This is a genomic window from Aeribacillus sp. SP014 (assembly GCF_054055575.1).
The window spans coordinates 2,223,803-2,249,422 of record NZ_JBSRXI010000001.1 but is presented as its reverse complement, the minus strand read 5'-3'; the positions used below and the strand labels follow the sequence as shown (position 1 = coordinate 2,249,422).

The following is a 25,620-nucleotide window of genomic DNA, read 5'->3' as shown; positions in this document are numbered from 1 at the left end:
TTGGTGGCCTTTTAAAAATAATTACGACGTTGTCCTAATTATTTTTAAAAGGTAAATTTTCGGGTCTAACTATTCTATTAATATGTTCATTAAGCTCCCTTTTTATAGTACATACGTTCGTATTCAGATGGCGAAAAATACTCTGTTGCGGAGTGAATACGTTTATTATTGTAAAATATTTCTATATACTCAAATATGCTCTTTTTTGCTTCCTCCCTTGTTTTATAACGAGTCTGATAGATTAGTTCTTTTTTTATAACCCCATGAAATGATTCAATACAAGCGTTGTCATAACAATTTCCTTTGCGGCTCATGCTACATTTCATTCCGTATTCCATTAGCTTAGCTTGATAGTCATTTGAAGCATATTGACTCCCTCGATCAGAATGATGGAGGATAGAACCCTGTGGTTGTTGACGCTGATAGGCTTGCTTTAAAGCACTTAACACTAGCTCCTTTTTCATGGAACAGTCTATATGCCAGCCGACTATTTTCCTTGAATACAAATCCATCATACTAGCTAGATAAAGCCAACCTTCATCCGTTGGAATGTATGTGATATCAGCTACCCATACTTCATTTGGTTTCGTAACAGTAAAATGTTGGTTTAAGACATTTTCGTGGACCGGATGGTTATGTTTTGAGTTAGTGGTAGCCTTATGCTTTTTCACGGTACGAGACTTCATTCCCTCTTTGTTCATTATGCGGGAAACCGTCTTCTGTGAAACCTTAATGCCTTCATGATTAAGCTTTTTGGCAACCTTTGGACTCCCATACAGTTGGCGAGATTCGATATACACACGACGCACTTCCTGCGTCAATTCTTCTCGACGCTCTTGTCTAGCACTTTTGGGACGATCACGCCATTTATAATAACCGCTTCGAGAAACTTTCAATACTTCGCACATCTTCTCCAATCGGTAATCGAAGCGATGCTCATGGATAAATGAATATTTTACCGATGGTCTTTCGCGAAGAAGTGCATCGCCTTTTTTAAGATGGAGTTTTCCTCCTCCAGATCCCGAATACGTTTCTTCAGTTCACGAACTTCGTGGTCTTCGGATCGAAACGTTTGGGTTTCTGTTATTTCAGGTTCTTGCTTATATTTTTTCATCCAGCCGTGAAGAGTATTTTCGTTAATTTTGAGCTCACGAGCCACTTGTGCAACGGATTTCGCTTCCTCCAAAATATAACGAACAGTTTGACGCTTAAAGTCTTCCTCGTACCGCCTTTGTTTTTTTGTCATGTAGACACCTCATTTTTCAGTCTATTATTACTATAATAATCTGTGTCTACTTTTTAGTCTAACATCAGTTTCCTTGCGCTTGTCATGGAATCCTTTTTGGCCTATAAGCTAAAAGAAATAGGATGCCAAACAAGTGTAAAGGATATTTTGCATGATGTAAGCCAGATGAAGGCCTCGAAAATATGCGTGAATGGTGAAGAGCAAATCGTTCGTACAGAATTACAAGGTCAAGCAAATCTAGCATTTGAAGCACTTGTCACACAAGCGCCTCCTAGAGTATTAGAAAAAAACACGTGCCACTAACAAGTGTAGTGGTACGTGTTGTGGGTAAAGTCCAAAACACCAGTATTTTCGGGCTTTTCTTTAGTGTACTCTGTCAAACTTGAGTTAAAAAAGTACACAAAAAAATCGTCCTATCCTGTAAAATGAAGGTACCAGCACAACATTCCAGGAAGGACGATTTTTATGAGCAATCAAATGATTACTACTGAAAATTATAACACGCAAATGACACTTTTTCCAGAAACAGAGGAAAAAAAGCTCTCTAAAAGACAATTAGCCCCTACTTTTAAACCCTATGACAACCGTCAAATTCAAGTTATTTTTGATATTGAAGCCCTCATACCATGTTAAAGCTGTTTTCTGCAACTAAAAATTTAAGCGAAATGCAATGAAAAAGTTTAGCACCTTATGTTCCACAAAAGTAAATATAATCCATATACCAATATAAATTATCTTACCCTATAAGGCTTGACATGGAGCCTCTGCGTGCATGGATTCTTTTGCGAAGACCGCAGCACAAAAGGAGTTCGCAGAGGCAACCAGCCTACCATGCACGCCACTCCATGTAAAGCCGTGTTTCTGAAATTATATTTTGTGAGAAAACTAACCTGTTTTGTTTCCAATTTAGTGCTTAATTTTTATCTTGCATTTTGCTAAAGTTTTATTTTGCATTGGGAAAGGAAGTTAGAAAATTTATCAAAAATATACTTGATTATTATGAAAATTTATAATATTATAAAAACAAACTCGTGATTATATTTATTTTTTACTTACAATATAAAACTTAGTTTTATATTGTAAAACAAAAGTGCATAAAGTTTATTTTTGAAAGCATTTAACAAGGGTTTATTATTTTCTATTTTTGTAGGGGGAGGACCCAAATTTTTTATAAATCTAATGACAAAGGAACTATTTGTTATTATTAGAAAATTTGTATATTATAAAACGAAGCTCATAATTATATTTATTTTTTGTTTATATTACAAAACTTAGTTTTATAATATAAAACAAAATAGATGAAACTTATTTTTGAAAGCTTTTAATAATTAGAGTTGTTATTTTCTATTTTTTGGTTTACGTTAAAACATAAATTTTCTATATATGCAATGAAAAGAGGGGAGTTGTTACAAGGTGATGAAAAAAAGTATCTCATTCATATTGCTGTTTTCTGTTTTACTTTTTGCTTTCTTGTCAGGATGTGGTGCTGAAAAACAGTCTGGACAAGAAAATGAGAAGAGTAGGGAATCTAAAGTAATAAAAGTAGCAAACTATTTTGCAGAGGATCATCCACAAAACGTTGCATTGAGGGAAAAATTTAAAAAAATTGTTGAAGAAAAGTCAGGTGGGACTCTTAAAGTACAGATTTATCCCAATAGTACTCTAGGGGCTGAAAAGGAATTTTATGACGGTGTGCGCAATGGCACTATTGAAATGGGGATTCCCGGCTTGATTATGCAAAATGATATTCCAAAAATGGGAGTACCAGAGTGGCCGTTTTTATTTAAAGATTTCGAACATGTAAAAAAAGTATTAAATGGACCGATTGGAAAGGAAATTGCGGCAGATCTCGAAAAAAAGCATGGTGTTCATCCGTTAGCATGGAGTGCAAATGGATTTAGAATGTTTTCAGCTAACAAAACAATAGACTCTATGGATGACTTTAAGGGGCTACGCATTAGAATGCCGAATATTCCCAACTATATTACTATAGGAAAATTGCTTGGGGCAAATGTTACGCCAATGCCAATATCAGAGGTTTTTACGGCATTGGAACAAAAAGTGGTTGATGGACAGGATAATCCTATTGCTACATTACGTGCTTCGGGATGGTATGAGGTCCAAAGTAATGTACTAGAGTCCAAGCATATGTTTAGTCCAAATATCTATATTATTAACAGTAAATTTTGGCATAGTTTGACCCCGGAGCAACAAAAAATTATTGAAGAAGCTGCAAAAGAATCAGCCAATTACGAATTTGAACTTATGGAAAAGAGTTATGAAGAAGATAAAAAATTTTTAGAACAACATGGAATTAAGTTTACAACACCAAGCCCAGAATTTACTAAACAAATGCAAGAAGCAGTACAACCGTTATATGATGAACTTTTTAAAAAATATGATTGGGCAAAAGACTTATATGAAAGGATAAAAGCAGAAGCTAAGTAAAAAGGATAAAAATGGAAAAAGGATGGTGAATCTATTGAAGAAACTTAGCAAACTAGTAAATGGTATTTTAAATGTATTGATCGTATTGACTCTTGCCATGATGTGTATTTTGGTATTCGGTAATGTTGTCTTACGTTATGTATTTAACTCAGGTATAACTTGGTCCGAAGAAATGTCCCGTTTCCTATTTGTATGGATGGTCTTTTTAGGGGCAATTGCTGCTTTGAAAGAAAATATGCATCTTGGAGTAGACATAGTTATCAATGCATTGCCTCATAAAGCCAAAAAAGTAGTGTTTATCGTTAGCAATTTGTTGGTTCTATATGTTCTTTGGTTATTGTTAAACGGAAGCTGGAAAATGGCTGTTTTGAATATGGATAGCAAAGCGCCCGCGACGGGAACTCCTTTAGGTTTAGTATATGGCATAGGCGTAGTAACAAGTATAGGAATGGCCATTATAGTCTTAGTCAATATGTTTCGAACGCTTTTTGTACGGAACGCATCGTTATCTATGATTTCCAATTCTGATGAGGCAATTATCACTCAGGTGGTTGGTGATGGTGATCAAAAAAAGAACAATATAAAGGATATCGACGCTAATGATTCTACAAAACTAACCGTTTAAATTAAATTACATAATTGGAGGTAAATTATGGTAGGTATATTTTTAGGATCGTTGTTCGGTTCATTAGCTATAGGCATCCCTATTGCTTTCGCACTTATTATAAGTGGCATTGCCTTAATGATTTTTATGGGAAATTTCGATAGCCAGATTATTGTGCAAAATCTTATAAACGGAGCAAATAACTTTTCATTAATGGCAATTCCGTTTTTTGTCCTTGCTGGTGAGTTAATGAATGCAGGAGGAATATCAAAACGAATTGTTGCTTTTGCAATGTCGCTTGTTGGCCATATACGTGGAGGATTAGGTTTTGTTGCAATTATTGCAAGTGTTTTATTTGCTGGTTTATCTGGTTCGGCAGTAGCCGATACTGCTGCGCTTGGAGCGATTTTAATCCCGATGATGGTTTCCAGAAAATACAATGTTAATCGGTCAACTGGTATTGTTTGTGCCGCCGGAATTATTGCTCCTGTAATTCCTCCTAGTATACCGATGATTATTTTTGGTGTAACAGCAGGCGTCTCTATTACCCAATTGTTTATGGGAGGAATAGTCCCAGGAATTTTAATGGGAGTAGGGTTAATGATTGTGTGGGCGATACTTTCTAGAAGGGATACATGTGAATTGCCGAAAAGAAAAACAACTAAAGAAATTCTTGCTGCAGTACGCGAAGCTATTTGGGCATTGCTATTACCAGTGATTATTATCGGTGGATTAAGAGGAGGGATTTTTACTCCTACCGAAGCAGGAGTTATAGCCGTGTTTTACGCCTTATTGATAGGAACATTGATTTATAGAGAGTTAAAAATTAAAGATTTGTATCAAGTCTTCCTTGCAGCTGCTAAAACAACAAGTGTTGTTATGTTCGTTGCGGCTGCTGCTATGGTTTCGGCTTGGTTAATCACAGTGGCGAATGTACCAGCGGAAATGGCGAATATGCTAGGGGGGTTAGTTAATAAACCTTTACTACTTATGATTATAATTAATATCTTATTATTATTGGTTGGATTGGTAATGGACCTTACACCAGCGATTCTTATCTTTACTCCAGTTTTGTTACCGCTTACTAAGTTAGCTGGAATCGATCCAGTTTACTTCGGAATTATTATGGTAATTAACTTGTGTATAGGATTGATCACTCCGCCTGTAGGGACTGTTCTATATGTAGGATGTGGAATTAGTAAAGTTAGTTTGTGGGAGCTAACTAAAGGAATTTGGCCATTTTTGATTGTTCACTTTGTAATTCTATTACTACTCATTTTATTCCCATCGATAGTCACTGTTCCTTTAGGATGGTTTAGCTAATATTTGTTTTGCAAATGAGATAAAAAGGTAGTGTCAAAAGAAATATGAAAACTCTTCGAATATTGAAGGCTTGACATTGAGCCTCCACGAGCATGATTCTTTACGCAAAGACGCAGCCAATCCTTGTTGCGTAAGGCTTTATAGCCTATCATACTCGTCACTCAATGTAAAGCCTCGGTGGAAAGATGCAGTCAGAATTTCTCTCCTAAAGGGGGGAGAACGTTTTTTACCCACATGTCCATTAATACCAAGAGTTTTACAGGTTTTTATTAAAAAACTTTTTGGCAATACGGATAAAAAGCTGGGGGGATAAAATATGAAAAAAGTAAATAAGTTTAGGAAAATTATAATCGGATTTCTATTAATAGGACTACTCTTTCTAAGTGCTTGTGGTTCTAATACTACTCAAGGAGGGACAAAGTCTAATAACCAAGGAAATCAGACGAAGGTTATTAAAGCGGGAATTGGGTTAAATGAAGATCATCCGCAAGGACAAGGACTTCTTAAATTCAAGGAAATAGTAGAGGAAAAAAGTGGGGGGAAATTGAAAGTACAAACGTATTTTAGCGCTTCTTTAGGCGATGACTTAAAAATGACAGAGGCGCTTCAAGGTGGTACGCAAGAAATTACTATCCCCTCGACTTCCCCATTAGCTGGGATGATTAAAGAATTTAGTATATTCGACTTTCCATTCCTTTTTAATACTGCGGAAGAAGCAGATGCTATTTTAGACGGATCCGTAGGAAACAAATTATTGAAAAATCTTCCTGAACATGGATTAATTGGTCTTGCTTATTGGGAGAACGGATTTCGTCATGTAACAAACAGCAAACATCCAATCAATACGGCAGAAGATTTTAAAGGCTTAAAATTGCGGACTATGCAAAATAAAGTGCATATCGATGCGTTTAAACAACTTGGTGCCAATCCAATACCAATGGCTTTTTCGGAAGTTTTCACAGCCCTCGAAAGCAAAACGGTTGATGGTCAAGAAAACCCATTAGCAACAATTAAATCCAATAAATATTATGAGGTACAAGATTATTTGAGTCTTACTAAACATGTTTACACTCCATTTGTTTTCTTAGTCAGCAAAAAATTCTGGGATAATTTATCATCGGAAGAGCAGCAGATTTTAAAGGACGCAGCTGTGGAAGCTGGCAAGTATCAACGGGAGCTTAGCCGTGAAGAAGATAAAAAATCATTGGAAGAATTAGAGACTAAAATCAAAATTAATGAAGTGAGCGATGAAGAACGTCAAAAGATGGCAGAAGCGATTAAACCTGTTATTGATCAGTATGCTAAAGAGTTTGGCGAGGAACTTGTAAACGAAATGTATAGCCAATTGGAGAAAATCCGTCAATAAAAATATGAAAATATAGTGGCCACCAGATATGAGAAAAGTTAAAGGGGAAAAGGCAGGCAGGGAAGAGAAGGCCTCTGTGGAAATGGCAGAATGTAATGTTTATGTATCTTCCCTATTTCCCCTGATAAGATGTCATGATTTCATGTTTTTGCTTGTATATTAGTGAAATAAGGGAATCGAGGGAGGAAAAATGGGGATAATTAATGATTTACTCAAAGACGTGCCAATTCCCAAAATGGTAAGAGTTAGACAAAATTTTCATGCCCCTGAAATTACAGATGTTCCTAAAGCAGTTCATGAGAGCATTGAACAGGCCAACGTTCTCCATAGAATCTTCCCTGGTGATCGAGTGGCAATTGCTGTTGGAAGTCGTGGTGTGGCAGATATACCGATTATTACTCGCGAAGTTGTGAATGCTGTCAAACAGGCAGGTGGGATTCCTTTCATCGTGCCAGCAATGGGCAGCCATGGAGGAGCAACTGCGGTGGGTCAGAAAGATGTACTTATCCATTTGGGAGTTACAGAAGAGTTTGTCGGTGCACCTATTTGTTCTAGTATGGAGGTAGTCGAAGTCGGAAGGTTAGATAATGGTCTTCCAGTTTATATAGATAAGCTTGCATATGAGGCAGATAAAATCATCGTTATAAATAGGGTTAAACCACATACAGCGTTCCGAGGTCCGGTAGAAAGTGGATTGATGAAAATGATAACGATTGGTCTCGGTAAGCAAAAAGGCGCAGATGCTGCTCATAAATATAGTTTTAAGTATATGGCTCAACATGTTATCGAAATGGCAAAAATCGTTATTAATAAGGCACCAATTATTTTTGGCGTGGCCGTTTTAGAAAACGCATATGATCGTCCTGCGAAAATTGTTACAGTTCCAACCGAGCATTTTGAAACAGTGGAACCTGAACTATTAATAGAGGCAAAAGCATTGATGCCCAAAATTATGTTCAACCCAATTGATGTGCTTGTAATAGACGAAATTGGAAAAGATATTTCAGGAGATGGAATGGATCCGAATATTACAGGCAGGTACGCTACTCCATATGCAAGTGGAGGTCCAGAAGTGACACGTATAGTCGTTTTAAGCTTATCTGAAAAGACAAAGGGCAATGCCAATGGTATCGGTCATGCTGATATTACAACAAATAAGGTGAAGGAACAAATCGTGTGGGAAAAAGGATATGCGAACGCTTTAACAAGTACGGTCGTTTCTGTAGTAAAGCTGCCAATGTTTTTAGAAACAGAGGAATTAGCCGTAAAAGCAGCGATTAAAACATGCAACGTCTTTGACATTAACAGGGTTAGAGTAGTCAGAATAAAAAATACATTAGCGCTTAGGGATATCTGGATTTCGGAGAGTCTTCTACATGAAGCGAGACAAATGAAAGAGATAGAGATTTTATCGGAACCTTTTGAAATGGATTTTTCATTGCCATAAACAAAAAATATGTTATTAGGAAAGGGGGAATTGTATGTCAGCGGTGACGTATCCATATATTGAAAGCAAAGTCAATCCATATCGTGATAATGTGCAAGGAAAAGCAAATGAACCTATTTGTGTCGCGGGTCTTCTCGATCGTTCAAAACAAATCCTTGGTTCCGAATTCAAAGGAATGCAGCCAGACTGGACGTTGGAAGAAATTTACGATAGATTGCATAACAACGCTCCTAGAATTGCGATTATAGGAGGCTCTGCTGATCATCCTGCTCATATTATGGATTTTCAAACAATTGCTCGAGCTGCCATTCGCATTTGGCAAAATGGAGGAGTTCCGTTTCAATTTTCGACGCCGGTAATGTGCGATGGGACTGCACAAAGCAATCAAGGGATGAGTTATTCCTTGCAAAGTCGAAATGCTGTTGCGCAAATGATTGTGAATCAGCTGGAAGCACATAGCTATCATGGAGCTTTTGTCATTCAAGGATGTGATAAACAACCTCTTGGAGTGGTTAGTGCTTTAGCCCATCTTGACCGTTTGCGTCAGAGAAGAGGAGAAGCGCCCTTCTTTGCTACTTTTGCTCCTGCACATGTTTTAAAAGGGGGAACGATTCCTACAAAGTTATATGCCGAATTAGAAGAAATTGCACGGCATGCTGAATCAATAGGAGAAGAAGATATTGCATACGACTTGCGTGATGCTCTCTCATATATTTTACAATGTTCATCCAACACTGCCTTCCAAGGCGTACTCGAAAGAGCCAGGGAAAAAGGAATTATTACAAAAGAACAACATGAGGATTATGAAAAACGTTTAGCGGTAGCCACATGCGACAGTCAAGGTGGAGTGTGCGCATTCAATGGGACTGGTAATAGTTCAAGGCATGTCATCGCGGGCTTAGGACTGATTCATCCTGCACTAGAGCTCTTAACTTCTCCGCCTACACAGGAGCAAATAAATGCTGCACTCGATAGCTTAGTATTTTTGATGAACAACCCGATATACGGAGTTACTAATATTATGGCTACGAATATTAAAAATGCTATTAGAATTCACAGTTCTACTGGCGGATCGACAAATATAATGATGCATATTGTCGCTGCAATGATTTATGGAGGGTATAAGTTTAATTTATGGGAGTACGATAAAATTCATCATGAGCATCCCGTTCCTGATTTGTTTGATTATAGTCTGACACAAGGAAGAGATATCTACGCATTAGCTATTCAGTGTTGCAGTGGACAAATAAGAGGAATGGAAACCGTATTTTATGAATTAATGAATAACGGGGTTCCGATGGATATTGATGCACCAACTGTTACGGGAACTACTTGGCGCGAAAGGCTTTCAATAAAGAAAGATCGATTACCAGCAGAAAATATGAAAGATAACCCCATTATCCTTTCTAAACCAAGACGTCCATTTAGTGGTGTAGATGTTTTATCAGGTAATTTCTTTGAAAGTGCAGTAGTAAAAATTAGTGGGATGGCAACAACGCAAATCGATGAGTTCGATCAGAAAGTTGCGTTTGTCCTATATTATGAGAATGAGGATGCTGCGAATGAAGGGCTTTTAGATGTTAATCTGTTAGAAAAACTTAAAATAAATCGCAGTTTTAGTCACAAAAGTTTAGTTGCTGCATTAAAACATAACTCTTCACATTTATATGATTTATTAAAGGATAAGGAATATGATGAATTATTCGATACAATGGTGAAAGAGGGAGTTCTAAAGATAGCTGTTGTCATATCTGGTCAAGGACCAGAAGCATTTGGTATGCCAGAAATGTTTACACCGATGCAACACATTAATGCGAATCGACGTTTAAAACGCATTGCTACTCTTATCAGTGACGGCCGTTATTCAGGTGTAACATATGGTGCGGCTATAGGTCATATGACTCCGGAAGCAATCAATGGTGGAGGTATACTCTATTTGCAAACAGGGGATCTCCTCTATATTGGTCTCCGGGAACGAAAAATTCAGCTTTTGAATGAAAGTGCTTTTCAAAACAATCAACTTGTATTTGAATTTGAATTGATAAAACAGCAAAGAAAAGAAATGGCAAAAAGCAGACTAAAAAATATGCGCGAACGTCAACGACGTATTGCAGCGAGCAATCGTTTAATAGGACATACAGATGCTGCAACTGGTGTGGTCCCTACCTATGTTGCAGAAGAAGCAGTATACGATTATAAAAAAGATGCGATCTTCCCAGTTTATGGCGAGTTATAACTAATAAAATGGTAGGGAATACGATAAATTAAATATTTTTGGGTCTTACGCTTCACTCTCTCTATATTATAATTTAATTATAAAATTAAGAATAAAGAGTATAGTTGCAAATATAAACTGTTAAAGAGGGTGAAGAATATGCCGTTGATTCAATCAGTTGAGCGCGCTCTACGAATATTAGATTTATTTGATGAGTATGAAACCGAATTAAAAATTACAGATATTAGTGAAAAAATGCAACTTCATAAAAGCACCGTGCATTCTCTATTGAAAACACTTCAGCATCATCATTATATAGAACAGAATCCGGAAAACGGCAAATACAGACTTGGTATGAAATTGTTTGAGAGAGGAAACTTAGTCATTCGTCATCTTGATATTCGGGCCATTTCTAAGAAGTATTTAATTGATATATCGATAAAAACGGGTAACACAGTTCATCTTGTGATACTTGACGGCAAGGAAGGAATTTATATTGACAAAGTAGAAGGAACTTCGGGAACCGTCTTATATTCGAGGATTGGGCGAAGAGTCCCTGTTCATAGCAGTGCGGTAGGAAAAGCATTGATTGCTTTCAAAGACGATAAAGGGCTTAAAGAATTTTTAAAAGGATATGTTTATAAGCGTCATACTGCCAATACTATTACTAGTGAAGAACAATTTCTTGCGGAACTAGAAAAAGTTAGAATAAACGGATACGCGTTAGATAATGAAGAAAATGAACCAGGCATTACATGTGTGGCTGTCCCTATTTGGGATCATTCTGGAAATGTCATAGCAGCCATTAGTATATCGCAACCGACTGCAAAAGTTAACGATTCGGTACTGAAAGATGAAGTACAGATATTAAAAAATGCTGCCGATCTCATTTCTAAAGAAATGGGTTATGTGAAATAAGGAAGTTTCCGTTCATAAATAAAGTTTTGTCTAAATAACAAAACAGAGTTTATTAATATAAAACAAGAAGGAGACGCAATTATGAGAATCATTCGATATTTAAACGATTATTCGAATCCTGTGGTAGCTGCTGTTACAGATGATAACAAAATATATCCGCTTCCAATGAACGATTTTATGGATATTATTTACGAAGCGAAACATGCAGGATTGACCCCTGTAAATTACATTAACGAATTAATTACTGGAAAAGAGAGTTTGCAAAAAGATTTGTCAGAATTAAACTTGCTTGTGCCGATTGTTGCACCTGAAGTTTGGGCATCCGGTGTGACGTATGAAAAAAGCCGTGAAGCAAGAAATTACGAGACTACAGATAAAAAAACGATGGTGAAACATGTTACGACAAGGTATATAACGCAGAAAGGCCAGAGATATTTTTAAAATCTACTTCTACTCGTACGGTAGGACCTAACGAGCCGGTTTATTTACGTAGTGATTCGAACTGGCAAATTCCCGAACCTGAATTAGGGTTAGTGATCACAAAAGAAGGACAAATTGTTGGATACACGATTGGCAACGATATGAGCTGCAGAGATATTGAAGGAGAAAATCCGCTTTATTTACCGCAAGCAAAAATATGGGAAAATTCGTGTTCTATTGGTCCTGCAATTCGACTTTCTGAAACTGTAGCAAATCCTTACAACTTCCATATAACGTGCAGAATATATCGAAATGATCAACTTGTAGTAGAAGAGAGCGCCAATACAAGACAACTAAAAAGAAAATATGATGAATTAGTTTCTTTCTTAATTCGTGATAACAAAGTATTTGATGGAACGGTATTGTTAACGGGAACATCGATTGTTCCACCAAACAATTTCACTCTTCAAGATGAAGATCGTATTGAAATTGAAATTCCGGAGATAGGTGTACTATCTAATCCTGTGAAGTCATTAGTACAAAAAACAGTCGTAAATTAAATTTAAACATCTTTCTTTGATAGTTAAAGATCACAAAGTTAGTGAGAATTCTATATTCATAGAAGGAATAGGAGTGAGATTTTTATGGCTTTACAAACGGAAGTCAAAACATACTTCAACTATATTGATGGAGAATGGGTAAGCTCGGAAACGAATGAGGTGGAGGCGAGCATAAATCCGGCTAATAAAAATGAAATTGTTGGGTATATTCAACGTTCATCCATCGAAGATTTAAATAAAGCAGTTGCCGCCGCAAAACGAGCACAAAAATCATGGAGAAAACTCTCGGGTCTAACGAGGGGGGAATATTTATACAAGGCAGCGGATATTCTTGAAAAACGTCTGGAAGAAATTGCTGAAACCATGACGAAGGAAATGGGAAAAACGTTTGTCGAGGCAAAAGCAGAAACGCTCAGGGGAGTTAATATATTACGGTATTATGCTGGTGAAGGTGCTAGAAAAATTGGCGATGTTATTCCGTCAAGTGATAATGGAACTCTAATGTTCACGACTCGTGTTCCCCTTGGGATAGTCGGTGTCATTTCGCCATGGAATTTCCCTGTAGCTATTCCTATCTGGAAGATGGCACCTGCACTGATTTATGGAAATACCGTTATTTTGAAGCCTGCCAGCGAAGCTGCTGTTACGGCTGCCAAAGTGATTGAGTGCCTCCATGAAGCCGGTTTTCCAAAGGGAGTTGTAAATATGGTATGCGGTCCGGGTTCTGTAATTGGTCAAGGAATTGCGGAGCATCCGGATATTAATGGTGTTACATTTACAGGTTCCAATAATGTGGGTAAACAGGTAGGAAGGGCAGCTTATGAACGAGGGGCGAAATATCAGCTTGAAATGGGAGGAAAAAACCCTGTCATTGTTGCTAAAGATGCGGATATCGATCTTGCGGTTGAAGGAACGATAAGCGGAGGATTACGTTCAACAGGTCAAAAATGTACTGCCACAAGTCGCGTCTTTGTAGAAAGCGAAGTATATGAAATATTTAAAGAAAAATTGCTTGCTAAGGTAAAACAAATAAAAGTAGGAAACGGGATGGAAAGTGAAACATGGATGGGTCCATGTGTGAGTGAGTCACAATTAAAAACAGTTCTTTCCTATGTTGAGAAAGGAAAAGCAGAAGGAGCTGATTTAATTTACGGCGGAAAAAGATGTGTAGAAGGTGAATTAGCTAACGGCTTTTATGTAGAACCAACTGTCTTTGAAAATGTAGACATCAATATGACCATTGCACGTGAGGAAATATTCGGACCTGTGCTCGCTTTAATTAAAGTTCATAGCATTCAGGAAGCATTAGAGCTTGCTAATGATACGGAGTATGGATTAAGCGCATCCATTTATACTAAAGACATTAGCAATATTCTCTCGTTTATTAATGAGATCGAAGCTGGGCTAGTAAAAGTTAATGCTGAAACAGCTGGAGTAGAGCTTCAAGCGCCTTTTGGCGGAATGAAACAATCAAGTTCTCATTCTAGAGAACAAGGGCAAGCAGCAATAGAGTTTTTTACATCTATAAAAACAGTATCCATTAAAGCATAAATAATACAGAGGCTGTCTTAAATGCTAAAGTGTCAGACCGGCGCCACCCAATAATTATAAGGGACATTGGCTCAATGAATGATAGATGATGAAACGAACGTGAGGTCAGATCCTTATGAGACAGCCTCGATTATACAAATCGGTTTATAATGAAGGAAGTTACTCCGCCATGCCATGTTAGGAGGAATAGAAAGTGGGAGAAATGCTGCTAGAGAAAAAAAAAGAACGCCTTATTAATCTATTAAAGGATATGGGGAATGTGTTAGTTGCTTTTTCAGGTGGAGTGGATAGCACATTTTTGCTGGCGGTTGCAAAGGAAGCTGTTGGAGAGCAGGTGCTGGCGGTTACAGCTGTTTCTGAAACCTTTCCTACTCGGGAAGTACAGTTGACATCCAAGCTTGCCAAACAAATAGGTGTTAAACATTTGAAAATTCAAATTAATGAGCTAGAAAATGCTGATTTTATCCAAAATGACTTTAGCCGCTGTTTTCATTGTAAAAATAATTTGTATACACAGTTACAAGAGTTAGTTAAGAAATATGGAGATTTGTACACGGTTGTTGACGGTTCTAATGTGGATGATTTAGGAGAATATCGTCCCGGATTAAAAGCAGCAAGACAACTTGGTGTGCGGAGTCCTCTTCAAGAAGTGGGATTTTATAAAGACGAAATCAGAATATTATCAAAGGAAATGGGACTAGAAACATGGAATAAACCTTCCTTTGCATGCTTATCATCGCGAATTCCTTACGGCACGAAAATAACGAAAGAGAAAATTGACCAACTTGATAAATCCGAAGAATTTCTCTTGGAGCTTGGTTTTTACCAAGTTCGTGTTCGGCATCATGGAGAAATAGCTAGAATCGAGGTTTTGCCGGAAGAAATGCCGCGTATCATTGAATACCATCAGGAAATCCATCGTAGACTAAAAGAACTAGGTTTTTTATATGTGACGCTTGATTTAGGAGGGTATAGATCAGGAAGTATGAATGAAGTTCTGAAAAAAGGAATGGTAAAATGAATGATTCACTGAAACAAATCCTTGAGCAGTTAAAAAACGGAAATATTTCTGTAGAAGAAGCATATGAAACATTGCGCACATATGATTGTATTGGGTATGCGACATTGGACATACATCGTGAAAAAAGGAAGGGCTTTCCCGAAATCATTTTTGGTGAAGGAAAAACTAAAGAACATATACTTGGTATTTTCGAAAGATTAATGAAATTCCATAAAAAAGTACTCGCCACACGCATCAATAAGGAAAAAGCAGATTACCTGATGAGGAATTTAAAAAATCGGTATCCTTTAGAATATTTTCATTATCATAACAATGCAAGGACGTTTTATTGGATTGCTAAAGAGTATGTGGAAATAAAAAAACAAGGATATATAGCCGTTGTCAGTGCGGGAACATCGGATTTTGCTGTTGCTGAAGAAGCTGCTGTGACAGCTGAGTTTTTAGGTTGTGAGGTCAAACGAATATATGATGTGGGGGTAGCTGGTATTCACCGTTTATTAGATAAAATATCTGTTATTGAACAGGCACATGTTGCAGTAGTAGTTGCAGGTATGGAAGGAGCACTTGCGAGTGTGGTAGGCGGGCTAGTATCAAAACCAGTTATTTCCGTACCTACAAGTGTGGGATACGGGGCAAATTTCCAAGGTTTATCCGCGTTGCTTACGATGTTAAATTCATGTGCCAGCGGGGTCTCTGTTGTCAATATTGATAATGGTTTTGGTGCGGGATATTATGCTGCTACTATCTTATCTGTCATTGAACAGTCTATTGAAAAGGCGATGAAACGAGAGGAGGGAAGGCATGAAAGTTCTCTATCTTGATTGTTTTTCCGGAATTAGTGGCGATATGATGGTAGGTGCTTTAGTAGACGCAGGAGTATCGATGGAACGAATTGAAACAGAATTAAAAAAACTTCCATTTTCAGGGTATAAATTACAATGGAGCAAGGTCGTAAAAAAGGGGATTTATGCGACGAAGATGGATGTCATCCTAGATGACAACTTCGAACACGAACATGAAGTTCATTCCCATCATCACGATTCGCTAAATAGTTCAGCCACACATTCACATAGGCATTATGCTCACATAGTTGAGACGATCAATCAGTCCGAATTGCATCCGGAAGTAAAGAAACGTAGTCAACAAATTTTTCATTCAATTGCTGCGGCAGAGTCAAAAATCCATCATATTCCTGTGGAGAAGGTTCATTTTCACGAGGTTGGCGCCATTGACTCCATTGTTGATATTGTCGCCACGGCTGTTGCGTTAGAAGAACTTAAAATTGATCGAATCATTTCTTCTCCTGTACCAGTGGGGAGCGGATATATCCATTGTGCACATGGTACTTATCCTGTTCCATCTCCTGCAACGTTGGAGATACTTCGAAATGTGCCAATAAAGACCAGCAATTTGCCGTTTGAGTTAACAACCCCAACTGGAGCTGGAATAGTGAAAAGCCAAGTGGCTTCATTTGGACCTATTCCAGCAATGACAATATCGTCAGTTGGGTATGGTGCGGGTACACGCGATTTACCCAATCAGCCGAATGTTTTACGTGTTGTAGTAGGTGAAATGGTTAATCATTTATTAGAATGTGAGCCTCTATTACCTTTGCAACAACAAGAAGTCATTTACATTTTAGAGTGTCATGTCGATGACATGTCGGGTGAAGTACTGGGATATGTAATGGAGGGGCTTTTTCAAATGGGGGCAGTTGATGTGTTTTATACACCAATCTTTATGAAGAAAAACCGCCCTGGGGTTCTTCTTACTGTTTTGGCTTCGGCGAATAGTGTAGAAGAGTGTGAACAATTTATTCTTATCGAAACAACAACACTTGGTGTCAGAAAAAATGTATGCACAAGAAGTATTTTAGGAAGAAAGAGTGTCAGTGTTTCTACACCGTATGGAAATATTCGTCTAAAACAAGCTATACAGAATGGAAAAATAATAAGACAAGTGCCAGAATACGAGGATGTAAAAAAAGCAGCTACTGATTATAAAGTTCCATTTTTAGAGGCATATGTGGCAGCGATGGAAATTGCTCGGGAAAGGTCAAAGGGAGAAGAATCATAATGGAATTCGGCCTACTTTCAGCTTTAATAGTCGGACTTTTTTTAGGAATTAAACACTCTTTAGAGCCTGATCATGTAATAGCTGTATCAACGATTGTGAGTAAAAGTAAGAATTGGTTTCGATCTCTGTTAGCAGGTGTATTTTGGGGGATTGGACATAGTGCTGTTTTATTTATAGTAGTATTATTGATTATTGTACTCAAGCTCCAAGTGCCGCCAAAAGTAGAAGCATATTTTGAAATCATTGTAGGAATTATGCTTGTTTATTTAGGAATTACGTCAATTTTAGGGAATACAAAGAGAAATGGCGATAAAGGAGATTTAAATGATGCGAGTGCTATTTATATGAAATCTTTTGCTATTGGAAGTATACATGGTTTGGCAGGGAGTGCGGCCTTAACTGTTTTACTCTTATCAACTGTAAACAGTTTGTTGGATGCAACAATATATATTTTGTTTTTTGAGGCTGGGACGATTATTGGTATGTTCTGTTTTACTGCTGCTTTAACTATTTCCCTTGTGTTAAGTGTGAAACGATTTAATGCAAAAAAGACTTTAGAATTTACAGCAGCGATAGTGAGTGTATGTTTTGGAATGTACTATTTATACCATATCGCAACAATATTTTAAATATATTTCGGAAGGATGAAAGCCATGGATTTTAAATTTAAAGGAATCATTCCACCTGTCGTTACGTTGTTCAATAAGGATGGGGAATTTGATTGGGAAGCGAATTGTATACTCGCGGATCATTTAATTAAAAAAGGAGTTCATGGATTGCTGTATATGGGGAGTATGGGAGAGTTCTCATCTTTGCCTCTTCAAGAAAGAAAACTTTTTGTAGAGAAAATGGTTCGATATGTAGATGGACGTGTTCCAGTTTTAATTGGTACAGGAACTACCTCATTAAAGGATACCATTTATTTATCACAACACGCTGAAAGTATTGGAGCTGACGGTGTACTAATAGTAAATCCATTTTATTGGAAATTTACGGAACAGCAATTATATGACTATTATATGACTGTAGCTAAAAGTCTCAAAATTCCTTTGGTGATATACAATATTCCTTCACTCACCGGTCAAGATTTATCACCTGACCTTATATTAAGGCTAGCCATGGACCATGAGAATATAGTTGGGATTAAAGATACGACAGAAAGATTAGGTCATATTCGACAATTAATTAGTATTACATACCAAAGAAGCGATTTCGCTGTTTTTGCCGCTTTTGACGATCTCCTTCTTCCTGCACTGCAAATGGGGGCAGCTGGCGCAATTAATGGTACTGCTACATTTTTTCCAGAACTATCTGTCCGATTATTTGAGAATTTTAAAGCCGGCCAATACCAAGAAGCACTAGCTCTAAATGAATTCATTCTCAAGCTTATGTCCATTTATGAGCTTTCACAGCCGTTATTTATTGCAGTTAAGGAGGCAGTGCATCAACTGATTTTAGGCTATCAAACGAGTCATCAGTTACCTATTACAGAATGTGATTCTTTAAAAAAGGATGTTCAGTTATTTCTAAAACAAAATCATTTATTTTCCTACAGCAAATAAACACTCAACATAGTATCATAAATTGGATTATTCACGAAAAACATTATCAATTCTATCACCACAGTCCATCAATTTTAAAGTAAATAATAGAAAGGATGCATGTATTTATGAAGGAAACGAGAGAATTTCTTAAATCATTAGGTTACCCAAGCAATGATCTCTATAATCTGCCTACGTCTACCAAGCGGTTCCCTGATGGAGCGCAATACAGGATTGAGATTCCAAGTGTAGAAGGTCCACGTGCTTTACAAACGGTAATTGAGGAAGCAGAGCGGTTGGGAGTAACTATTCACCGTGTATCGCAAGGAAGTGGCATTATGTTGTTAACGGATGATGAGATTAGGGAAATGTGCCAGATTTGTGCGGCTCGAGGAATGGAATTAAGCCTTTTTGTCGGTCCTAGAGGTACATGGGATATTAGTGCTCAACCATTTACAAGTGCAGGGAAAGTTGTTGGACTTAGACACGAAGGAGTTGATCAGCTCGTTTATGCGATTGAGGATTTAAAAAGAGGAGCAAGCTTGGGATTACGCAGTGCCTTAGTTGCTGATGAAGGTCTATTGCTTTTAACGAAGGAAATGAAAAAACAAGGAATACTACCAGAAGATTTTGTAATTAAAGTATCCGTGCAAATGATGGCATCCAATCCGTTGTCTATTAAGCTAATGGCGGAATTAGGCGCAGATACGTATAACGTTCCTACCGCTTTAACTTTGCCTAAACTGGCAGCTATTCGTCAAGTAATCGATATTCCTATTGACATATATGTGGAGGTGCCGAACGGCTTTGGCGGCTTTATTAGACATTACGAAATTCCAGAAATTATTCGTATTCTGTCCCCTGTTTATATTAAATTTGGATTACGCAATCATCCTGATGTATATCCATCAGGGAAACATCTAGAATCAGTTAATATTGATTTATGTCGGGAAAGAGTGCGACGGGCAGCATTAGGAATGCGTATTATTGAACAATACTATCCGGAAGCAATCATGTCTGAGCTAGGAGCAGAAGGATTAGGTGTTCCGGTAATCGGTTCGTTGAAAAAAACTTCAGTTTAAAGAAAGGAGAAAGATTATATGGCATCTTTCTACCGTACTATTATGATGAACTCCAAAGATAACGTTGCGACTGCTTTAGACGATATCCCTGCTGGGAGTGTAGTAACAGTAACATGTCAAGGCAAAGAGTATGAGATTGAAATTAAAGAAACCATTGAATTCGGGCATAAATTTGCTGTTATTCCGATTAAAAAAGGTGAAAATATCTCTAAATATGGCGAAGTTATTGGAGTTGCCTCTAAGGATATTGCTATAGGCGAGCATGTTCATATCCATAATGTAGAAGGGAAGAGGGGAAGGGGAGATAAGATAAATGAAAACAGAACAGCTATGGGGTTATAGACGTTCTGACGGCCGAGTGGGAGTTCGCAATCATGTGCTCATTATGCCTACCATTGTTTGCGCTACACAAGCAGCAAAGCAGGTAACAGAACTTGTCCATGGTACTGTGTCTTTTATTCACCAGCATGGTTGTGCCCAAGTAGGTGTTGATTATGATCAAACATTCCGCACATACGTTGGAATGGGAATCAATCCAAACGTGTATGGTGTAATCGTTATGGGGCTTGGTTGTGAGACACATCAAGGGAGAAGTGTTGCCCAGGAAATTTCCAAAAGCGGCAAACCGGTTGAACTAGTATCTATTCAAGATCATGGAGGGACGCTTGGAGCGATTGCAGAGGCAGCGAGAATTGCAACAAAAATGGTACAAGATGCTTCTGCTTTAGTCCGGGAACCATTTGATATTAGCGAATTAATTGTAGGAACAGAATGTGGAGGATCAGATGCTTGTTCAGGGCTCTCAGCCAATCCGGCAGTTGGTTATGTAAGCGACATGATTGTTGACAGGGGAGGTACAGTGATTTTAGCAGAAACAACTGAATTAATTGGGGCAGAACATCTTTTAGCGAATCGTGCTGTTGATGACCGAGTAGCTAAAAAAGTGTATCAAGTCATCGAGGCGATGGAGAAAAGGGCCTTTATGATGGGAGTGGATATCCGTACAGGGAATCCAAGTCCAGGGAATCGAAAGGGAGGACTCACTACACTAGAAGAAAAATCACTCGGAGCAGCTGCCAAGGCTGGCACTAGACCTTTGCAAGAGTTAATCGATTATGCCCAACAGCCAACTAAAAAAGGGTTAGTATGGATGGATACTCCTGGGCATGATATTGAACAACTGACAGGAATGGTTGCCGGTGGGGCACAGGTCGTCTTATTTACAAGTGGCCGTGGAACACCGACAGGCTCTCCAATCGCACCAGTCATTAAAATTGCTACCAATACTCCGATGTTTGAAAAAATGAGGGAAAACATGGACATCAATGCAGGAACAATTATTGAAGGAACAGAGACTCTCGAATCGGTATGCGAAAGGGTTTTCCATGAACTTTTATTAACAGCTTCCGGAAAGCTTACGAAAGCAGAAATTTTAAAACAGTATGATTTCGGTATTTGGAGAATTGGTCCAACATTTTAGCAACAAAATTATACGAATATTATTAATAGTAATACTATTTAAAATTAACTTAAATTTATTAAGGACATTTCATTCATTAAGTTTTTCTTGGAATGGTTCGAACTGCTGTTTTTATTTTTCGGCTGTTAAAGCAAGATTTTGAGTTGATTTTGAAAGTCAAAAGAGCCAAACATTCATACCTCGGAACATCAAATTACACTACCTTTGCTTCTATGTATTTCAGAAATTATTTAGTAAAACTTTTTGAATTAACAGTAAATAAGATGTAATAAGGGGAGGCTTAACGTGAAAGAACTTGATGTTGTAACATTCGGGGAAACAATGGTCTTATTTACCTCTGAACTTATGCTCCCGCTTGAGTATAATGATCGATTTTATAAACAAATAGGAGGGGCAGAATCTAATGTAGCTATTGGATTGCGAAGACTAGGACACTCGGTCGGCTGGTTTAGCAAATTAGGTAATGATCCTTTTGGAAGATATATTCATAAATTTATTAGAGGTGAAGGGGTAGACACTTCTAGATGTATTTATACTGATGAGGCTCCTACAGGTATTTTTTTTAAGGAAAAATACTCGGCTACAAATTTAAAAGTATATTATTATCGCAAGAACTCTGCTGCTAGTTTATTATCTCCTGATGACCTTGATGAAGATTATATTGCTAGCGCAAAGATCCTTCATCTAACGGGAATTACCCCTGCACTTAGTCCAACTTGCAGGGAGACAGTTTTTAAAGCTATCGAAATTGCTAAGAAGAATGAAGTAAAAATTGTTTTTGACCCGAATATCCGATTAAAGCTTTGGGATAAGGAAAAAGCGAAATCGGTTTTATTAGAAATTGCAAAAGAAGCCGAGATTATTTTACCAGGATTGGATGAAGGGGAGATATTATCGGGGCGAAAAACACCTGAGGAAATTGCGGATTTTTTCGGAAAAGAAAAAACTGTCATCATCAAAATAGGTAAAAAGGGTGCATATTATCAATCGAAAAATGAAAGTGGTTATGTGGAAGGATTCCCTGTCTCTCAAATAGTAGATCCGGTTGGAGCTGGTGATGGATTTGCAGCGGGGGTAATAAGTGGAATTTTAAGGAATGAATCTATTTATTCGGCGGTGAAACGTGGAAATGCAGTCGGGGCTATGGCTGTTGGGATGAGTGGAGATGTTGAAGGACTGCCTAGAAGCGAGGAATTGGAAGAATTTATAAAAGGTGTTATTAGCTTACAAGATGTAAAACGATAAGGGGGAGGATGTTGTGGAAAAGATTACAAATTTAAATCGCTTAAAGAAATCTAAGTTGGTGGCAGTCATTAGAAAACCAAAGCAAGAACAAATTTTCCATATTGCAGAAGCATTGATAGCAGGCGGGGTAGAGGCGCTAGAAATTACAGTAGATACTCCCGGCAGTTTTGAAATAATCGCTTGCCTTAAAGAAAAGTTTGGAACACGAGCAATAGTTGGTGCTGGAACAGTACTTGATGCAGAAACGGCTAAAAGGGCGATTGAGGCAGGTTCAGATTTTATCTTTTCACCTATATTTAATGAGGAAGCGATTTGTTTAGCTAATCGATATGGTAAAATTTCCATTCCTGGTGTCATGACACCAACAGAAATTGTAAGAGCATATCAAGCTGGTGCCGATCTTTTAAAGGTATTTCCAGCTAGTATTTTGGGACCGAAATACTTTAAGGAACTAAGAGGGCCTTTAGGACATATTCCTATGATGCCGACTGGTGGAGTATCTTTAGGCAATGTGGCAGAGTTTATACGAAATGGTGCCGTAGCGGTAGGAGTAGGAAGTACATTGCTTAATAAACAAGCAATTGAGGAGGGACGCTTTGATCTTTTGAAAGAAAAGGCACAAAAGTTTATCGAGGAAATTCGAAAAACTGTTGATTTGGAGGAAAAAGTGCAAAATGAAGATTACAAAATTTGAAACTTTTATCGTTCCACCTAGATGGTTATTCCTGAAAATTAGTACTGATGAAGGAATTGTCGGTTGGGGTGAGCCGATTATAGAGGGAAAGGCAAATACGGTAAAAACAGCGGTAGAAGAATTAAGCGAATATTTGATAGGAAAAGATCCTTTGAAGATTGAAGATCACTGGACCGTTCTTTATCGAGGTGGATTTTATCGCGGAGGTCCGATTTTAATGAGTGCTATATCGGGAATTGATCAAGCGCTTTGGGATATAAAAGGAAAATATTTTAATGCCCCCGTTCATCAATTGCTAGGTGGCCCGGTTCGTAATTCGATTCGTATCTACCGTTGGATTGGGGGAGACCGTCCTAGCGATGTTGCTGAAGCAGTAAAAAATGCGAAAAATGCAGGTTTTACAGCTGTAAAAATGAATGCTACCGAAGAGCTTCAGTTTATTGATTCTCATAAAAAGATTGATGAAACGATTGAAAGGGTTGCAACCATCAGACAAGTTGTTGGTGATGATTTCGATATAGGTATTGATTTCCATGGGCGTGTCCATAAACCAATGGCAAAGATTTTAGCCAAAGAACTGGAACCATACCACCCTATGTTTATCGAGGAACCTGTATTACCTGAGAATAATAAAGCATTACGTGAAGTTGCTATGCATTCTAACATTCCTATTGCAACAGGGGAAAGAATGTTTTCCCGCTGGAACTTTAAAACGATTTTATCTGAGGGATATGTAGATATTATTCAGCCTGATCTTTCTCATGCAGGTGGAATTACTGAAGTGCGAAAAATAGCTGTGATGGCTGAAGCCTATGATGTTGCACTAGCTCCTCATTGTCCGTTAGGTCCGATATCCTTGGCCGCTTCTTTGCAAGTCGATGCAGTATCCTATAATGCTTTTATTCAAGAACAAAGCCTTGGCATTCATTATAATCAAGGAAATGATCTCTTAGATTATTTAGTCGATTCTTCTGTGTTTGAATACAAAAATGGATATGTCAAAATTCCACAGGGACCGGGGCTAGGTATAGAAATTAACGAAGAGTATGTAGGAAAAATGTCAGAAATAGGACACGATTGGAAAAATCCTGTTTGGCGCCATAGAGATGGTTCCGTTGCTGAATGGTAAATATAAATTTTAGCCTTTTAGGTAGAGGAGTATTTTAAAAGAAGGAAATATTGTAAAATTTCGACTTATTATGCATTGATTATGCTTAAATCTGAATATGAAATAGTATATATTACTTGTCTGATTTATTTGGTGTAATAAATAAGCAAAATGATTGAAAAATACATAGATTTAGGAGGAGAAAAAATGAAAAAATTTAAAGTGGTAGTTACTGATTATGAATTTCAAACGCTAGCTCCTGAAAAAGAAGTACTTTCTTTATTAGATGTAGAGTTCGTAGCTGCACAGTGTCATACGGAGGAAGAGGTAATTGCTGTGTGCAAAGATGCCGATGCAATTATTAATCAATACGCTCCTATCTCAACAAAAGTAATTGAAAGCTTAGAAAATTGCAAGGTTATCTCACGATATGGGGTAGGAGTTAATACCATCGATGTTGATACGGCTACTCAAAAAGGTATTGTTGTCGGAAACGTAACAGATTATTCAGTCGATGAAGTATCTGACCATGCTTTTGCATTATTGCTTGCATTAGCACGGAAGGTGGTGAAGTTAAATAGTGAAGTAAAAAATGGAGTTTGGAATTTTAATCTCGGAAAGCCGATTTTTAGATTACGTGGCAGAATACTAGGACTGGTAGGGCTAGGAAGAATTCCACAGGCATTAGCTAAAAAAGCACAATCTTTTGGTTTAAGCATCATTGCTTATGATCCATATATTCCGCAGGAAGTAGCGAATCAATTAAATATTAAATTAGTAGAACTAAACGATTTATTTAAAGAATCTGACTACATTTCTGTTCATGCGCCACTGACCAAAGATACTAGAGGTCTGATAAGCGATGAACAATTGAATTTGGCGAAAAAAGATCTTTTTATTATAAATACAGCTCGCGGTCCAGTTATTGATGAGTCTGCTTTAATCCGTGCTTTGCAGGCTGGCAAGATTACTGGTGCAGGTCTAGATGTTACAGAATATGAGCCGATTCAACCGGATAATCCACTTCTTAAAATGGAGAATGTTATTATAACGCCACATGTTGCTTGGTACTCTGAACAATCTGAAATTGAATTAAAACGAAAAACTGCCCAAAATGTTGCAGATGTGTTATCGGGATATTATCCTAAATATTTAGTGAACCCTAGCGTGAAAGAGAAAGTACAATTGAAAGAAAAGGAATTATACGTATAATAAAACTCATAGTATGCGCCTTGACAGTGAAGAAGCAAAGAGATTCCTATCCTATATCCTATA

22 protein-coding genes and 2 pseudogenes are annotated in these 25,620 nt (G+C 37.6%); 23 read left to right on the top strand and 1 reads right to left on the bottom strand.

The features are described 5' to 3' along the window. Positions 1-89: 89 nt before the first annotated feature. Positions 90-1,246, bottom strand: a protein-coding gene (locus ACVIJU_RS10955) for an IS3 family transposase (protein ID WP_153028110.1) whose coding sequence is annotated in 2 segments (ribosomal slippage) — positions 90-985 and positions 985-1,246 — 1,158 coding nt in all. Because the reading frame shifts where the segments join, the coding sequence is not laid out codon by codon here. A gap of 63 nt (positions 1,247-1,309) precedes the next feature. Here ACVIJU_RS10955 and ACVIJU_RS10950 point away from each other — a divergent pair. The 23 genes and pseudogenes from ACVIJU_RS10950 to ACVIJU_RS10840 form a co-directional block, all read left to right on the top strand. Next, a pseudogene (locus ACVIJU_RS10950) lies at positions 1,310-1,549 on the top strand (IS1634 family transposase); the annotation flags it as partial. A 162-nt stretch (positions 1,550-1,711) separates the two neighbouring features. Continuing rightward, complete coding sequence (locus ACVIJU_RS10945; protein ID WP_456687588.1) at positions 1,712-1,879, top strand: hypothetical protein; 168 nt, start codon at positions 1,712-1,714, stop codon at positions 1,877-1,879. A gap of 783 nt (positions 1,880-2,662) precedes the next feature. Next, positions 2,663-3,694 carry a TRAP transporter substrate-binding protein gene (locus tag ACVIJU_RS10940; protein ID WP_456687940.1) on the top strand — a complete coding sequence of 344 codons (1,032 nt, stop codon included), beginning with the start codon at positions 2,663-2,665 and terminating at the stop codon, positions 3,692-3,694. A 34-nt stretch (positions 3,695-3,728) separates the two neighbouring features. Next, positions 3,729-4,319 (top strand): TRAP transporter small permease, encoded by a 591-nt coding sequence (locus tag ACVIJU_RS10935; protein ID WP_081804201.1) that lies wholly within the window; start codon positions 3,729-3,731, stop codon positions 4,317-4,319. A gap of 27 nt (positions 4,320-4,346) precedes the next feature. Next, positions 4,347-5,621: a TRAP transporter large permease gene (locus ACVIJU_RS10930; protein WP_456687587.1), complete on the top strand. Its 1,275-nt coding sequence runs from the start codon at positions 4,347-4,349 to the stop codon at positions 5,619-5,621. 316 nt (positions 5,622-5,937) lie between these two features. Then, on the top strand, positions 5,938-6,987 hold the full coding sequence (locus tag ACVIJU_RS10925) for a TRAP transporter substrate-binding protein (protein WP_456687586.1): 1,050 nt from the start codon (positions 5,938-5,940) through the stop codon (positions 6,985-6,987). 190 nt (positions 6,988-7,177) lie between these two features. Next, positions 7,178-8,434, top strand: a complete 1,257-nt coding sequence (locus ACVIJU_RS10920) for a nickel pincer cofactor-dependent isomerase, group 22 (protein WP_111646587.1) — start codon at positions 7,178-7,180, stop codon at positions 8,432-8,434. A 34-nt stretch (positions 8,435-8,468) separates the two neighbouring features. Beyond that, positions 8,469-10,670, top strand: coding sequence for a dihydroxy-acid dehydratase domain-containing protein (locus ACVIJU_RS10915; RefSeq protein WP_456687585.1), 2,202 nt, complete (start codon positions 8,469-8,471; stop codon positions 10,668-10,670). Between the two features lie 138 nt (positions 10,671-10,808). Then, entirely contained in the window at positions 10,809-11,567 is a 759-nt protein-coding gene (locus ACVIJU_RS10910; protein ID WP_456687584.1) for an IclR family transcriptional regulator, read from the top strand. A gap of 81 nt (positions 11,568-11,648) precedes the next feature. Next, positions 11,649-12,547 (top strand): annotated as a pseudogene (locus ACVIJU_RS10905) (fumarylacetoacetate hydrolase family protein). A gap of 84 nt (positions 12,548-12,631) precedes the next feature. Then, complete coding sequence (gene gucD / locus ACVIJU_RS10900) at positions 12,632-14,098, top strand: alpha-ketoglutaric semialdehyde dehydrogenase GucD (RefSeq protein WP_456687583.1); 1,467 nt, start codon at positions 12,632-12,634, stop codon at positions 14,096-14,098. A gap of 202 nt (positions 14,099-14,300) precedes the next feature. Next, the gene (gene larE, locus ACVIJU_RS10895; protein ID WP_456687939.1) at positions 14,301-15,119 is read left to right on the top strand and encodes an ATP-dependent sacrificial sulfur transferase LarE; all 819 of its coding nucleotides are present in this window, start codon (positions 14,301-14,303) and stop codon (positions 15,117-15,119) included. Continuing rightward, on the top strand, positions 15,116-15,940 hold the full coding sequence (gene larB / locus ACVIJU_RS10890; RefSeq protein ID WP_456687582.1) for a nickel pincer cofactor biosynthesis protein LarB: 825 nt from the start codon (positions 15,116-15,118) through the stop codon (positions 15,938-15,940). Before larE ends, larB begins: the two co-directional genes overlap by 4 nt. Beyond that, positions 15,921-17,195, top strand: a complete 1,275-nt coding sequence (gene larC / locus ACVIJU_RS10885; protein WP_456687581.1) for a nickel pincer cofactor biosynthesis protein LarC — start codon at positions 15,921-15,923, stop codon at positions 17,193-17,195. The genes larB and larC overlap by 20 nt, the downstream gene beginning before the upstream one ends. Next, on the top strand, positions 17,195-17,824 hold the full coding sequence (locus tag ACVIJU_RS10880) for an urease accessory protein (RefSeq protein ID WP_456687580.1): 630 nt from the start codon (positions 17,195-17,197) through the stop codon (positions 17,822-17,824). The genes larC and ACVIJU_RS10880 overlap by 1 nt, the downstream gene beginning before the upstream one ends. A gap of 24 nt (positions 17,825-17,848) precedes the next feature. Next, positions 17,849-18,757 carry a dihydrodipicolinate synthase family protein gene (locus ACVIJU_RS10875; RefSeq protein WP_456687579.1) on the top strand — a complete coding sequence of 303 codons (909 nt, stop codon included), beginning with the start codon at positions 17,849-17,851 and terminating at the stop codon, positions 18,755-18,757. A gap of 107 nt (positions 18,758-18,864) precedes the next feature. Beyond that, positions 18,865-19,818: a U32 family peptidase gene (locus ACVIJU_RS10870; RefSeq protein WP_456687578.1), complete on the top strand. Its 954-nt coding sequence runs from the start codon at positions 18,865-18,867 to the stop codon at positions 19,816-19,818. 18 nt (positions 19,819-19,836) lie between these two features. Beyond that, positions 19,837-20,160, top strand: coding sequence for a UxaA family hydrolase (locus ACVIJU_RS10865; protein WP_456687577.1), 324 nt, complete (start codon positions 19,837-19,839; stop codon positions 20,158-20,160). Continuing rightward, positions 20,132-21,298: a UxaA family hydrolase gene (locus ACVIJU_RS10860; RefSeq protein ID WP_456687576.1), complete on the top strand. Its 1,167-nt coding sequence runs from the start codon at positions 20,132-20,134 to the stop codon at positions 21,296-21,298. Before ACVIJU_RS10865 ends, ACVIJU_RS10860 begins: the two co-directional genes overlap by 29 nt. 285 nt (positions 21,299-21,583) lie before the next feature. Beyond that, positions 21,584-22,543, top strand: coding sequence for a sugar kinase (locus tag ACVIJU_RS10855; protein ID WP_456687575.1), 960 nt, complete (start codon positions 21,584-21,586; stop codon positions 22,541-22,543). A gap of 13 nt (positions 22,544-22,556) precedes the next feature. Continuing rightward, positions 22,557-23,237, top strand: coding sequence for a bifunctional 4-hydroxy-2-oxoglutarate aldolase/2-dehydro-3-deoxy-phosphogluconate aldolase (locus ACVIJU_RS10850; RefSeq protein ID WP_456687574.1), 681 nt, complete (start codon positions 22,557-22,559; stop codon positions 23,235-23,237). Then, on the top strand, positions 23,218-24,366 hold the full coding sequence (gene dgoD / locus ACVIJU_RS10845) for a galactonate dehydratase (protein WP_456687573.1): 1,149 nt from the start codon (positions 23,218-23,220) through the stop codon (positions 24,364-24,366). The genes ACVIJU_RS10850 and dgoD overlap by 20 nt, the downstream gene beginning before the upstream one ends. A gap of 186 nt (positions 24,367-24,552) precedes the next feature. Continuing rightward, on the top strand, positions 24,553-25,557 hold the full coding sequence (locus ACVIJU_RS10840; RefSeq protein WP_456687572.1) for a C-terminal binding protein: 1,005 nt from the start codon (positions 24,553-24,555) through the stop codon (positions 25,555-25,557). The last annotated feature ends 63 nt before the right edge of the window (positions 25,558-25,620 follow it).

Coding starts and splice junctions, on each gene's coding strand:
- ACVIJU_RS10920 (WP_111646587.1), top strand. CDS start 7,178: ATGGGGATAATTAATGATTTACTCAAAGACGTGCCAATTCCCAAAATG.
- larE (WP_456687939.1), top strand. CDS start 14,301: ATGCTGCTAGAGAAAAAAAAAGAACGCCTTATTAATCTATTAAAGGAT.
- ACVIJU_RS10865 (WP_456687577.1), top strand. CDS start 19,837: ATGGCATCTTTCTACCGTACTATTATGATGAACTCCAAAGATAACGTT.
- gucD (WP_456687583.1), top strand. CDS start 12,632: ATGGCTTTACAAACGGAAGTCAAAACATACTTCAACTATATTGATGGA.
- ACVIJU_RS10915 (WP_456687585.1), top strand. CDS start 8,469: ATGTCAGCGGTGACGTATCCATATATTGAAAGCAAAGTCAATCCATAT.
- larC (WP_456687581.1), top strand. CDS start 15,921: ATGAAAGTTCTCTATCTTGATTGTTTTTCCGGAATTAGTGGCGATATG.
- ACVIJU_RS10860 (WP_456687576.1), top strand. CDS start 20,132: ATGAAAACAGAACAGCTATGGGGTTATAGACGTTCTGACGGCCGAGTG.
- ACVIJU_RS10870 (WP_456687578.1), top strand. CDS start 18,865: ATGAAGGAAACGAGAGAATTTCTTAAATCATTAGGTTACCCAAGCAAT.
- ACVIJU_RS10880 (WP_456687580.1), top strand. CDS start 17,195: ATGGAATTCGGCCTACTTTCAGCTTTAATAGTCGGACTTTTTTTAGGA.
- ACVIJU_RS10925 (WP_456687586.1), top strand. CDS start 5,938: ATGAAAAAAGTAAATAAGTTTAGGAAAATTATAATCGGATTTCTATTA.
- ACVIJU_RS10875 (WP_456687579.1), top strand. CDS start 17,849: ATGGATTTTAAATTTAAAGGAATCATTCCACCTGTCGTTACGTTGTTC.
- larB (WP_456687582.1), top strand. CDS start 15,116: ATGAATGATTCACTGAAACAAATCCTTGAGCAGTTAAAAAACGGAAAT.
- ACVIJU_RS10945 (WP_456687588.1), top strand. CDS start 1,712: ATGAGCAATCAAATGATTACTACTGAAAATTATAACACGCAAATGACA.
- ACVIJU_RS10840 (WP_456687572.1), top strand. CDS start 24,553: ATGAAAAAATTTAAAGTGGTAGTTACTGATTATGAATTTCAAACGCTA.
- ACVIJU_RS10930 (WP_456687587.1), top strand. CDS start 4,347: ATGGTAGGTATATTTTTAGGATCGTTGTTCGGTTCATTAGCTATAGGC.
- ACVIJU_RS10910 (WP_456687584.1), top strand. CDS start 10,809: ATGCCGTTGATTCAATCAGTTGAGCGCGCTCTACGAATATTAGATTTA.
- dgoD (WP_456687573.1), top strand. CDS start 23,218: ATGAAGATTACAAAATTTGAAACTTTTATCGTTCCACCTAGATGGTTA.
- ACVIJU_RS10940 (WP_456687940.1), top strand. CDS start 2,663: ATGAAAAAAAGTATCTCATTCATATTGCTGTTTTCTGTTTTACTTTTT.